The sequence below is a fragment of the Candidatus Cloacimonadota bacterium genome (genome assembly GCA_016932035.1).
Classification (GTDB): domain Bacteria; phylum Cloacimonadota; class Cloacimonadia; order JGIOTU-2; family JGIOTU-2; genus Celaenobacter.
The window spans coordinates 21,322-34,199 of the sequence record JAFGDR010000048.1 but is presented as its reverse complement, the minus strand read 5'-3'; the positions used below and the strand labels follow the sequence as shown (position 1 = coordinate 34,199).

Annotated in this window: 11 protein-coding genes; 9 read left to right on the top strand and 2 right to left on the bottom strand. The window is 35.1% G+C overall.

Translation table 11 applies throughout. From position 1 onward, the window contains the following. From JW794_08685 to JW794_08645, 9 genes are all read left to right on the top strand, one after another. The coding region (locus JW794_08685) for a 3-oxoacyl-ACP synthase (protein MBN2018184.1) at positions 1-163 on the top strand (163 nt) is incomplete at its 5' end. 20 nt (positions 164-183) lie between these two features. After that, positions 184-417 (top strand): acyl carrier protein, encoded by a 234-nt coding sequence (locus tag JW794_08680; GenBank protein ID MBN2018183.1) that lies wholly within the window; start codon positions 184-186, stop codon positions 415-417. Further along, positions 410-1,168, top strand: a complete 759-nt coding sequence (locus JW794_08675) for an SDR family oxidoreductase (GenBank protein MBN2018182.1) — start codon at positions 410-412, stop codon at positions 1,166-1,168. Before JW794_08680 ends, JW794_08675 begins: the two co-directional genes overlap by 8 nt. Positions 1,169-1,201: 33 nt before the next feature. Beyond that, the gene (locus JW794_08670) at positions 1,202-1,864 is read left to right on the top strand and encodes a transferase (protein MBN2018181.1); all 663 of its coding nucleotides are present in this window, start codon (positions 1,202-1,204) and stop codon (positions 1,862-1,864) included. 38 nt (positions 1,865-1,902) lie between these two features. Continuing rightward, positions 1,903-2,823 carry a GDP-mannose 4,6-dehydratase gene (locus JW794_08665; protein MBN2018180.1) on the top strand — a complete coding sequence of 307 codons (921 nt, stop codon included), beginning with the start codon at positions 1,903-1,905 and terminating at the stop codon, positions 2,821-2,823. Next, on the top strand, positions 2,820-3,218 hold the full coding sequence (locus JW794_08660; GenBank protein ID MBN2018179.1) for a WxcM-like domain-containing protein: 399 nt from the start codon (positions 2,820-2,822) through the stop codon (positions 3,216-3,218). The genes JW794_08665 and JW794_08660 overlap by 4 nt, the downstream gene beginning before the upstream one ends. 158 nt (positions 3,219-3,376) lie before the next feature. Further along, positions 3,377-4,954 (top strand): hypothetical protein, encoded by a 1,578-nt coding sequence (locus JW794_08655; protein MBN2018178.1) that lies wholly within the window; start codon positions 3,377-3,379, stop codon positions 4,952-4,954. A 9-nt stretch (positions 4,955-4,963) separates the two neighbouring features. Continuing rightward, positions 4,964-6,514: a nucleotide sugar dehydrogenase gene (locus JW794_08650; GenBank protein MBN2018177.1), complete on the top strand. Its 1,551-nt coding sequence runs from the start codon at positions 4,964-4,966 to the stop codon at positions 6,512-6,514. A gap of 67 nt (positions 6,515-6,581) precedes the next feature. Further along, positions 6,582-6,935, top strand: a complete 354-nt coding sequence (locus JW794_08645; GenBank protein MBN2018176.1) for a four helix bundle protein — start codon at positions 6,582-6,584, stop codon at positions 6,933-6,935. A gap of 75 nt (positions 6,936-7,010) precedes the next feature. Here the strand turns inward: JW794_08645 and JW794_08640 are convergent, their stop codons facing one another. Together JW794_08640 and JW794_08635 are read right to left on the bottom strand one after the other, a co-directional pair. Further along, positions 7,011-8,801: a PAS domain S-box protein gene (locus JW794_08640; protein ID MBN2018175.1), complete on the bottom strand. Its 1,791-nt coding sequence runs from the start codon at positions 8,799-8,801 to the stop codon at positions 7,011-7,013. 11 nt (positions 8,802-8,812) lie between these two features. After that, positions 8,813-12,700 carry a PAS domain S-box protein gene (locus tag JW794_08635; GenBank protein MBN2018174.1) on the bottom strand — a complete coding sequence of 1,296 codons (3,888 nt, stop codon included), beginning with the start codon at positions 12,698-12,700 and terminating at the stop codon, positions 8,813-8,815. Positions 12,701-12,878: the final 178 nt, after the last annotated feature.

Genomic DNA, 12,878 nt, shown 5'->3' with positions numbered 1-12,878 from the left:
ATTTTACAATAATATGCTTTCAACTGGGAACACAGTATCAGCGACTATTCCAATAGCAATTAAAGATTGTCTCGAAAATAAAATTATTAAAGAAAAAGATAAAGTATTACTAGTTGGATTTGGAGTGGGTTACTCTTGGGGTGCAACAATAATTGAAATCTAAAATTCAAGAGGAGATTTGTAATGAAAAAAGTAGTATTTTTTGATGAGTTGAAGGAAACACTTGAAATTGAAGACATTCATTTGAAAGAGGATACTATCCTCACAGAATTAGATGAATATGATTCATTAGCCATTCTCTCAATTATTGCATTAATTGATGAGAAATTCAATAAGAAAATATCGGGACAAGATTTTCAATCGATTAATACAGTTAATGATCTTATGAGATTAATTGGTTTTGATAATTTTGAATAATCCATTCTCTTTAGAAGGTAAAGTAATCTTTATTACCGGTGCTTCTTCCGGTATTGGAAGGCAATGTGCAATTTCTTGCTCAACCATGGGCGCAAACGTTATATTAGTTGCAAGAAATGAAGATAGGTTATTGTCTACCTATAATAAATTAAATAGTAAAAACAATCTTTATTATATTCAAGATATTACTGAATACTCTAGAATTAAGATTATAATAGATGATTCTATCTCAAAAGTTGGTAAAATTGATGGTTTCATTCACTCAGCTGGTATTGAAAAGACATTGCCATTAAAATTAATGACTCCAAACATCTACAAAGATATATTTAATATAAACATTATTTCTGGATTTGAGATAGCACGAATTTTAGCTAATAAAAAATATAGAAATAATGGAGCAAGTTTTGTTTTTATTGCTTCTATTATGAGTGTACTAGGACAGACAGGTAAGGTCGGATATTGTAGTAGCAAAGGAGCATTGGTGTCAGGTATTAAAGCAATGGCTTTAGAACTTGCTAAGAAAAAGATAAGAGTGAACTCAATCTCACCTGCTATCGTCGAGACTAATATGACAAAAAAGTTATTTGAAAATATACCACCTGAATCGGGAAAAGAAATTCTTAACATGCATCCATTGGGAATAGGTAATTCTGAAGATATTGCTCTTGCATGTGTGTATCTCTTATCTGATGCCTCAAGATGGGTAACTGGATCAAATTTGATTATTGATGGAGGATACAGTGCTCAATAATACTATCATATCATTACAATTAATTGAGGAAATATGATTAAAGGAAAAAACTGTAATATTTATGAAAATGTTATAATATATGATAATGTTATTATTGGAGACAATGTGACTATATTTCCTGGTGTTGTTATTGGCAGGCCTCCACTATCGTCAGGTGCGACTTATAGAAAGGCACATTACAATAATCTACCTCAGACAATAATCGGTGATAATTGTATTATGGGTTGTAATGTAGTATTGTATTGTGGAGTTCAAATTGATAACAATACAATGGTCTGTGATAATGCATGTATCAGAGAAGGTACAAGGATTGGTTCTTTTTCTTTGATAGCAATGGGAGTTACAATAAATTATAATACTATTATTGGAAATAATGTAAAAATAATGGATAATAGTCATATAACTGGTAATAGCATAATCGAAGATAGTGTTTTTATTGGTCCTCTTGTAATAACTGAGAATGATAATTCTATGGGGAGGATAAAGATGAGAATTGAAGAGATGGTTGGTCCAAAAATTTGTAAATTCGCTACAATCGGGGGAGGGGCAAACATTCTACCTGGTATTATTGTAGGGAAGAATTCCATTGTATCTGCAAATTCTTTAGTCAATAGAAATGTAAAATCCGGAGTAATTGTAGCAGGTAATCCTGCTTCTGAAATAAGATCTCTACGGAAGCGTGAATTGCTTAAATAAAAAATAATAATATTATTTCAAATTAAGGGAGTAGTATAATGTACAACTTTATTGTAACTGGCGGATGTGGTTTTATTGGAAGTCATTTTATTGAATTGATATTATCTAAAGGATATTCAGTTTTAAATATTGATAAAATGACCTATGTCTCTTGGGATAATATTGGATTTGAAAATCATAAGAATTACGATTTTTGGAAACAGGATATTTGTGATATATCAAACCTTCCTAAATGTGATTATCTCGTTAATTTTGCAGCTGAAAGCTTTGTTGATAACTCGATTGAGAACAGTGAAGTATTTTTTAATTCCAATGTTCAAGGAGTGCATAATCTTATCGAACACATAAGAATGAAAGCAAAATTTGACCGACCGGTTTTCATTCAAATCAGTACAGATGAAGTATATGGTGACACTAATACTGGAAAGTTTACAGAAAAGGATGTTCTAAAACCAAGTAATCCATATTCAGCTACTAAAGCCGCTGCAGAACAATTTGTTTTGGCTTATAATAGAACGTATGGTATTGATTATATTATTACACGTAGCAGTAATAATTATGGAATTCGTCAATATCCCGAAAAACTGATCCCTAAAACAATTGTAAGTGGACTTAATAATAGGAAAATGACTATTCATGGTGATGGTTCTTACATTCGTTCATGGATTCATGTGAGGGACAATTGCGCAGCCATATTAAGTTTGATAGAAAATAATTGCTTTAACGATATTTTCAATATATGTTCAGGTCTTGAATATACTAATCTTGAAATTGTTAATATGGTTTATGACTCTTTGGGAACAGATTCAAACCTACAATTCGTTGATAATCGCTGGGGACAGGATGTTAGGTATTCCATTTCGACTGACAAAATAAAAAATAAAATATCATGGAAAGTAAAATATGATATTAAAAAATCGATGCATGAAATGATAAAATTCTACAAGGATCATAAATGAGATTAGAATCGATCCCCAAGCATTCAGATGATAGAGGTTTCTTGGTAGAGTTCATGAGAGAAGATGAAAATTATTTGAATTTCAAAGGGCAAGTATATTGTTCTACAATATCTCCGGGTGATATTAGAGGAAATCATTATCATAAATACAAGAATGAAATATTTTGTGTAATGAAAGGGAAGTTGAAAGTCTTAATTCAAAAAGTTGGGTCTAGAAATATCGAAGAAGTTGTTCTCGATAGCAACAAAGAAAATATTGATAGAATCTTAGTTCTTCCGGGTTATGCACATAGTTTTGAAAATATTGGTGATGAAGAGACCATATTATTAGCATATGGAGATCAGGTGCACGATCATGATAATCCAGATCAATTCCCCTATATTATTAAATCCTAGTTTTGAAAGATGATAGTATAAATATTTGAGTGTGTATCTGAACTACTTTATCTAATATCTTCAAGTAACAATTGAACATTACTGGATGAATAATTAGCGAATATCTCTTTATCGTACAGTTAGTTCAATGTAAATTAATGAATAAATTAAAATATGGGATTTCTATGAATGTCATAAAAAAAAATTATTACATCAGAGGAATGAGGATATTCCTCATTTTTTTTCTACCATCATTATTGGTTGCTGATTTCATCATCCCATCTGAAGATCCAGTCTATTCATTCTTTGAGACAGTTCAATCTCTCAAATATTCTGAAGATATTACTGGATTCTACCCTCTATATCACGATAATGTTATCGAAGCACTTGAATTAATCCTATCTTCAGACATTTCAGTGATTTATAAAAAAATTGCCCAATATAATCTAAAAAGACTATCTTTAAAAGATAAAAACGGTTTTGAGTCAGCTGTATATCCAATACAAAAAATACCACGTTCTGCACTTTCAATTTTCAGCAACAAACTACTGGAGTCTAAACTTCTTGAGTATGAAAAAAACGAAATAAGTGTTTTCTTTTCCGGTATTATAGGAATTGATTATGACTTATATAAATCGGATACTGAAGATAAACATAGACTGTTAAAGTATTATGGCCTGGAATTTGGTGGAAATATAACAAACAATATCGGACTGTATTCTTTATTCAGAAAAGGTCATTATACCGGAGATCCCTATTTCACGAGAAAAGATTCAGTACAACTTATCGCAGATAACTGGGAGAATCCAGAGAAGCTTGAGATTCAAACCGAATGTTTTATTAAGAACAATATTATAGATGCGGCTATCGGATATGGAAATCTTCAGATTGGAAATTCAATAACAAATTCCATTATTTTTACTAAGGTTATTTCATCTTTGCCTTATATCAAATTATCAAAACAATTGGGTAATTTTTTCTATGTTTCTTTGTATTCCCAGTTAGTTCCAGACAGTCTTGGAAATGAAGATGAATATAGCACTAAATCTCTTGCCCTTCAAATGATTTCTTATAGTACAAACAGGATTTTTATAGCAATTGGGGAGAATTCATTATATGATGACAGAAATTTTGAAATATCATATTCAACTCCTTTGGTGATGTACAAACTTGTGGACTTCTCTAATCAATCAAGAGATAATGTGAATGCGTTCATCATAATAAATTATTCACCCTTTGATGGTTTCATGATGTATAATAATCTCTTTATAGACGATGTAAAAGTTAGTCGTTTGACTACTGAGAAATACCTTTCAGGCTTTGCAGAACAACTTGGCTTGTCTTATTCATTCAAGAACATCCCACTCAATGTATCTTTTGAGGGGACAGCAGTTGGTCCAAGAACATATTATCATAGAAGGCAGTTGACGTATAGTCATAGAGATCAATTACTTGGATTTCAGGATGGATCGAATTTATTAAATTTAGCCTTTCGAGTTCAGTATTTAATGCCAGGGCTTGAATGCACTGTTCTTTATGAAAACATGCAACAGGGTAGTATTAGCAATGATCCCTTTGCAAAAATTCAAACAAATGAAAAATTTCTTGCTGGCAAAATTAGTAGAACTCAGAGGATTGATGCATCGATTAATTATAATATAACTTCCCACTTGAATATACATCTACAATATGTATATGAGAATAAAGACAACAGGGTGAAGAATTTTCTATATTCAGGTATCGAGTTGAGATATTAAAGGAGACTCATGAAAAACATTTCCCTCGCACCTAATGGAACTGAATATCAATTGCCCACAGACTTACAATCAGAAAAAGAATTAGAAGAACTCAAGAGAATAACCGAGGAACAAAGCAAACTCGGACGGAAGATAGTAGCAGTCCAGGGCATGGGTTTTGTCGGTTGCGTTATGGCTGCTGTGGTCGCTGATGCAGTTGATGAAAATGGAAAACCGCTCTATTTTGTACATGGTCAACAACGAGCTTCCACACGTTCTTTCTGGAAAGTGCCAATAATAAACACAGGAGTTCCCCCCGTGAGTTCCTCTGATGCTGAAGTACCCGAGATCTTCCATCGAACAGTTGTAGAAAAGAAAACCCTTCGTGCAACTTGGTTGAACTACGCCTATGAAGTTGCCGATATCGTTGTTGTTGATATTCAGCTTGATGCAACAAAACCAGCTTTTGGTGATGCAGCACAGGGATATTGTGATATGTCCGCTTTTAGAGATGGAATGAAAACACTGGGAAAACATATTAAACCCGATTGTCTTATTCTGGTTGAAACGACCGTTCCTCCCGGAACCTGTCAAAAAGTGGTAAAACCACTTATTGAAGAAGAATTTAAGAAACGTGGCATAAACATCAAAAAACATCCTCCGCTTATCGCACATTCATATGAACGCGTTATGCCCGGAGCAAAATATGTGAGTTCAATACGTGATTTCTGGCGAGTATTTTCCGGAGTGAATGAGAAAAGCAAAGACATTGCACGAGAATTTCTTAATAATATTTTAGATACAGAAAACTATCCTCTCACAGAACTCGATAATACCAATGCTTCTGAACTCTCAAAAGTCATGGAGAACTCTTACCGAGCAACCAATATAGCACTCACGCTTGAATGGGCTAAATGCGCTGAAAAGATCGGTGTCGATCTTCATAAAGTTCGCGCAGCCATTCGAAAGCGTAAAGGAACTCATGATAACCTTCTGCGTCCAAGTTTAGGGGTTGGTGGCTACTGTCTCACCAAAGATCCTGTGCTCGCTAACTGGGCAATGGATGCGATCTTCAATATCGATGAAGATCTTAAGATGGCAGTTCATTCGGTTGACATAAATGATACTATGCCGCTCCATACGATCGATCTGATCAAGGAAGAGTATCCTGAATTAAAAGATGTGAAAATTGCTGTGCTTGGTGTCTCATATCTAGAAGATCTTGGTGATACACGTCACTCACCCTCTGAGACATTGATCAAATTTCTGAATGAGTACTGGGCAGTTGTTAAAACTCATGATCCATATGTGGAATATTGGCCAGAAATGGAGAATGTTCCAATAGAGAAAAATCTTGAAGATGCACTTACGCAGGCTGATGTCATTATCTTTGCGGTTGGTCATTCAGACTATATCAAGCTTGACCCGAAAGATGTGATCAAGATGTCAGAAGGTAAACCGCTTATCATTGATTGTTCAAACTTTCTAAATGATGATACAATAAAGAAATACATAAAGTTGGGATGCAGGGTAAAAGGAGTTGGGAAAGGACATATTAAGGATCTAGGAGTTAGGGAATAGGATTTAGGGTTAGGGATTAGAATTTGGGAGAATATTGTAACATATAATTAATTTATAAGGAGGAATCATGAATTATAGTGATTTAGATGTTTTCAAGAAATCACACCAACTTGTTTTAACACTCTATCAAATAACAAATAAATTTCCTAAAGACGAAAAGTATCGTATTATTGATCAGATGATACGGGCAGCTTATTCAATTCCTGCAAATATTGTTGAAGGGAATTCAAGGAACACAACAAGAGACTATATTCGTTTCTTATATAATTCAAGAGGGAGTTTAAACGAACTTAACTATTTCCTTCTACTATCTAAAGGTCTTTGTTATATAACATCCAGTTTGTATAATGATCTAATACTTCAAACAGAAGAAATTGGGAAAATGCTCAATGGCTTGATATCCTCACTCAAAAAAAAATAAAAATAATACTAAATCCTATATCCTAATCCCTACATCCACTTCATATCTTTAAATCCTCTCCTCTTCATCCTTTTCTTAATCAATTCCCTTTCTCAATCTGACAATAAACACAGTACCTTTCGGTTTATTATCCTCTACGAAGACTTCACCTGCATAATCTTTAATTGTCTGTTTTACTATATGTAATCCAATGCCTGTATGCCCGTCTTTTCCAAAAGAATAACCTTCATAAAACACTTTTTCCTTTAAATCATCCGGTATTCCAATACCATTGTCAGCTATTCTTATCTCACAGAAATTACCTTTATAGGAAACACCAATATCTATTGATGAAGTCTTGCCATGTTGTATGGCATTGCTGATGATATTTTTAAATACAGAATAGATAGACTGGTCTGCATACGCTCTTCCATGACCGGAAATGCTTATTTTGATATTTTTATAATCCTGAGCAACATCATGTAAAACATGCTCGATCTCGTACTCATCAAGCTGTGCATGAGTCTCTATCGCTTTTTCTCTTGATCTCTGCTTCCTTATCGTATCCATGCTCATGTTAACACGTTTCTCGATTTCATCAAGCATTTGATCGTCTTTCTCATCCTGAAAAATTTCTACTGCACTCTGGATAACTGAGAGATCATTCGTTACATCATGGCGTAAAATTGAATTCGCCATTTTGAGCTGTTCACGACTAAGGCTGAGTTCTTCCTCAGCTTTTTTTCGTTCGGTAACATCATAGATCGCACCCTGAAGGATATTTTTATTTCTCGTATAATCAAAGATAGTCTGAATGTAATCATGCACCCACGCTATCTTGCCATCCTTTCTGACAATCCTGTATTCTCTTTCAATGTCGAAGCCGTCAGACAGTATTTTCTGATCATGTGATCGTGCAAGACGCTCTTGATCATCTTGATATATAATCTCTTCCCAGCGGGGATATCCATTGATGAATTCAGCTTCTGTGTAACCGGTAATTTCTTTGACTGCTCCATGAAAATAGATGGGAATACCATTTAAAAAACTCCTGAATGCAATCCCGTGAAAATTCTCAACAAAAGAACGATACCGTACTTCACTCTCCTCGAGTTGTTGCTCCCAGTTTTTCCTTTCTGTTACATCCCGAACAACACCTCTCGATCCAGCAGGTTCACCCTTCTCATATTGTACGACCGGTTTTATCTCAACAGTAATGCTTGATCCATCTTCCGTTATTGCCGGCACCTCGATAATCTCACTAGATCTACCTGTTTTAAATGATTCGTTGTAACGGGAAACAAATTCTTCGCGTTTTTCCGGTTCGACCAACATACTGAACGGTTTTCCTAAGAGTTCACTTTCATAATAACCAAAAATCTTACATAATGCATCATTAACAAAGGTGAATTTTCCTTGCAGATCAGTATTATAGATACCATCAGTTATATGATTCACAAGGTCTCTATATTTTTTTTCACTTTCGAAAAGTGCTTCTTGTGTCCTTTTCCGTTCTATTGAATATCGAAGGATCCTCACAAGCACGTCTGGATTAATATTACTTTTCGTTATATAATCCTGCGCTCCTAACCTGATTGCATCGAGCGCTATCTTCTCATCTTCCAGCCCTGTCAGAACGATAATGGGTACTTTTTTCTCACATTGCAAGAGTTTTGTGATTGTGCTCAATCCATTGCTGTCGGGCAAACCCAGATCAAGAAGGATCACATCAAAGTCCTGTTCAACACAGAACATAATAGCTTCCTGAAGGGTGTGTGCTTCAGTAAAAACTGAATTACGCAGACTCGTATCAAAGATATATTCTTTGATAAGCTCAGCATCACCTGGATTGTCTTCTACAAGTAAAATATTCAGCCTAAAGATCATATGCATCTCCCCTATGAACGTCCATGCTTGGGAATATTCAACGTATAGCTGGTGCCCTTATTTATATTCAGTAAATAGGTACCACCAAATTCATACACCAACATATCAATTAATGATAAACCGAGGGTTTTAGGATTTTTTAGATCTATTTCTTTGGGGATACCCCCACCGTTATCTGATATCTTTAAGATCACATTTTTTTCATCCTGCGATAATCTTAGTTTTACAGTTCCTTTTTCCATATCCTCAAAAGCATATTTAATTGAATTCGTAATAATTTCATTCAATATTAATCCGAGTTTACTTAACTTCTCAGTTTCAAAAGATACTTCATCGAGTGAAAATGCAAGCTTGACCTTGTTATGAATATCATAGTTTTTCTTTATCTGTTCAACAAGTAAGGTAATATATTCTCCCAGTGTGACTTCAGACATGTATTCTGAACTGAGCAATATTTCGTAGGCACTCGACATAGCCCTGATCCTGTCCTGGCTTGCTTCGAAACCCTTGACCGCATCCTCTTTGGAGTTGATCGAATATTCCTGGAGCTGCAATAAACCGCAGATCGTTTGAAGATTATTTTTTGTTCTATGATGAATTTCTCTGAGCAGAAGCTCCTTTTCCTTTAATTCTCGTTTTATCTTTTCTTCTACCTGTTTGCGGTTGATGGCAAGTGCTATTTCCTGGGATACAAAATTGAGTATCTCTATATCATTCTTTGTATAAAGGTTGGGATCGATATAGCTTTGGACTGCTATCACACCAATTTGACCACTATCAATACAAAGTGGAACACCCAGCCAGATCTCAGATAATCTTCCGATGACCTCAATTTCTCCTTTCTCTGCCAATTCATGTTGTGTTTGTCTGGTTGCAAACAAAGGTTTACCCGTTGAAAGCACATATTCAGTCAAACCCTTTCCGAAAGGACGCCCCGAAGGCATATGATCCGGATTTTCAAAACTTTCATCTGCATAATATCCAAATGAGATGTATTGTTTCTTGCTGTCGTAAAGTGCTATATAGAAGTTCGTTGTATCAATGATATTACCAAGATATAACTGAATTCGTCTGTAAAGATCCTGAATATCATCCGTGGTGCTTACTGCGTTAGAGATCTTATAGAAAGTTTCCTGAAGCTTCTCTGCTTTCTTCCGTTCTGTGATATCTAGAAACGATCCCTGAAGCTTTATTGGTTTTTCATCTTTATCACATATGATCTTTCCGATCGAATGCACCCATCGAATCTCACCATTAGGTCTCACGATCCTTTTCTCGATAGCATAGGGTTTTTTGTTTGCAATCGATTCTTCAACTGCTTTTGCAGCTTTATCTCTATCATCCGGATGGATTGATTGCATACCGATCTCTTCAGTTGGACTGAATGCTCCCGGCTCGAAGCCGCAAATACGGAAGAATTCATCGGACCACAAACTCTTTCCGGTTTCGATATCCATTTCCCAGTGCCCGAGATGAGCTGATTCCTCTGCTGTTTCGTATCGTTCCTTTGCTATCCTCAGCGATTCTTCTGAAATCTTACGATTAGTTATATCGATGGAAATAACAAGCAGACATTTCTCTTTATCATAGAGTTCAAAGGGAATTTTTGTTGTTTGAGACCATCGTACTGTCCCATCCTGATGAATAAATGATTCTTCAGGAATGAAAAGGGTAGTATTCGAATCTATTGATTTTTGCTCACGTGCCCGAAACTCCTGATAATCTACTTTTTCAAACCATTTTTGTGCGATCTCATAGTCATATTTGCCGACAAGCTCTTCCGGTGTCGTGTTATGCTGCTCAGCCATAAGACTATTAACGAGCAGATACTTCCCATCTCGATCTTTTATAAAGATACTGCTTGGAACTGTATCGATGATCTGGCGGAGCATGTTCTGGTTATGCTGAAGTTCTAATCCAATTACTCTCTGTTCTGTTATATCAAGGGTAGTTTCAACAGCACCGATCACCTTTCCTTTATCGTCAAACACAGGTCCGGCATAGATCATCCAGTATCGACCATCAGGTGTCTCCATTTCCCCTTTAACGATCTCACCCGTTTCCCACGATTTTCGAACAGGGCAGTTTTCACATTCCTTCTTCCGTGATGCCCACATCTCATAACATTTTTTCCCAACAACTTCATCCAATTCCATTTGAACAGATTCACAGGCAGTCTTATTAGCCCAGATTATTTCATGTTTCAGATCATGATAAGCCACAAGCGTTGGAGTACTATCCAAAATGACAGATTTTTCTTGCGCATTCACTTGTTCAGTTATATTGTAGAGAGCTCCTTGTAGGATATTTTCTCCATTGACTTCATCATATACTGTCTTAATATAATCCAACACCCATTTGGTTTTTCCATGTTTAGTAATTATTCGGTATTGACGATTTGCGATATATCCTTCTTTTTGGATTCCTTTTTTTGAGGATTCTGCAATTAGTTTCTTAAGATCATCTTTGTGAATGATCTGATCCCAGCGTGGATTTCCGTTAATAAATTCTGCTTCGGTATATCCTGTTATCTCCTCAACAGAACCATGGAAATAGATTGGAGTCCAGTCCATTTTACTTCGAAAGGCAATACCATGGAAGTTTTCCACAAATGAGCGGTAACGTTCTTCGCTCTCCCGCATCTTTTGTTCCCACTCCTTTTGCTCAGTAATATCCCGTATGATTCCAAGGGAACCTACAGGTTTACCATCTTCAAAGATAATGGTCGGTTTGATCTCAACTACTCTTTTTGAACCATCTTTTTTAATAACTGGAACTTCTAGGACATCGTGTGCTTTTTTATTTTTAAAAGAATCTTTGTAAGCTATCAAGAATTTTTCTTGTGCTTCAGGAATTATGAACATTCCAAAAGGTTTTCCTAAGATCTCATCTTCTTTATAACCAAAAATATCACAAAGTGCTTGATTGACAAAGGTAAGCTTACCCTGATTGTCTGAGTTATAAATTGCATCATTAAGAGCATTAACGATTTCCCGAAATTTCTTCTCACTTTCTGCCAATCTCCTTTCTGACTCTCTTCTTATAATGAGATTTGCAGTATTTGAGGCAATCGTTTCAATCAGTTTCTTCTCTTCATCCAAGAATTGATTCTTCCGGTCAGGTATCACTTTCTTTGTATAGTCAACTCGCACAAAACCCTTTTCTTCATTATTGATTATAATCGGTGCTTCCAAATAGTTGTAAGTTTTTTTATAATGCTCCGTCGTATAATATGTATTGTCATACTTAACTGTGGCTTCTGTAATATCTGGAAATTGAAATCCTGCAGGTAGTATTTCAGCTATTTTTTGTAGTGACTCCACAATAGAAAGATCAGTATTATTCTCGATTTTCTCAAACTGATACAGTGTCGACATCTCCTTTAGGCGTTCATTGAGGTTATGTAATAATTTTTCTTTTTCTTGCTTTGCTTCTTGCTGCTGTTTTGATTTTATTGATTCTATTTCGATCTCTTGAAGTCTTTTTAACTCAGTTATATCTCGTATCACGTCATTGATGAACATAGGTTTGCCTTTTTCATCGTATATCACTGCATAACTTTCAAAGGTATGAATCATTTTTCCACTTTTTGTTTTAAAACTCAATTCACCCTGCCAGCTTCCATTTTTCATAACTGATGCAATTACTTCCTCTTTCAATTTCTTTTGCATATCCGGAGGATAAAATTGAATGAATGATTCCCCGAGAATTTCCTCTTTATCAATTTCAAGCATTCGACAGAGTGCAGGATTAACATATTCGGTGATTCCTTCTACCGTAGCCATGCCAAAACCAAGATTTGAGGATTGAGCAAATTGTCTAAAAACTGACAGTTCAATTCCTGAATCCGATCTAACCTCGGGTGCATTTTTTTTCTTCTGGTCACTTTTTTCTGTCATTATTGCTCCTTGTTTTAAATTTTCGATTTACTGAGCACGCTCTATTTATACATAATATAGTCACAATTTTCGTGCTAAAAATTATTAATGTGGTGTTAATTCCCTCTCGTTTTCCTGTATCTTACATTATAATAGACAGATACAATTTCGATAATAGTTTATATGTCTCTTGTTAGGT

Excerpts from the sequence above, each read along its gene's own strand:
- JW794_08670 (MBN2018181.1), top strand. The coding sequence starts at position 1,202 with ATGATTAAAGGAAAAAACTGTAATATTTATGAAAATGTTATAATATAT.
- JW794_08640 (MBN2018175.1), bottom strand. The coding sequence starts at position 8,801 with ATGATCTTTAGGCTGAATATTTTACTTGTAGAAGACAATCCAGGTGAT.
- JW794_08660 (MBN2018179.1), top strand. The coding sequence starts at position 2,820 with ATGAGATTAGAATCGATCCCCAAGCATTCAGATGATAGAGGTTTCTTG.
- JW794_08635 (MBN2018174.1), bottom strand. The coding sequence starts at position 12,700 with ATGACAGAAAAAAGTGACCAGAAGAAAAAAAATGCACCCGAGGTTAGA.
- JW794_08650 (MBN2018177.1), top strand. The coding sequence starts at position 4,964 with ATGAAAAACATTTCCCTCGCACCTAATGGAACTGAATATCAATTGCCC.
- JW794_08680 (MBN2018183.1), top strand. The coding sequence starts at position 184 with ATGAAAAAAGTAGTATTTTTTGATGAGTTGAAGGAAACACTTGAAATT.
- JW794_08665 (MBN2018180.1), top strand. The coding sequence starts at position 1,903 with ATGTACAACTTTATTGTAACTGGCGGATGTGGTTTTATTGGAAGTCAT.
- JW794_08645 (MBN2018176.1), top strand. The coding sequence starts at position 6,582 with ATGAATTATAGTGATTTAGATGTTTTCAAGAAATCACACCAACTTGTT.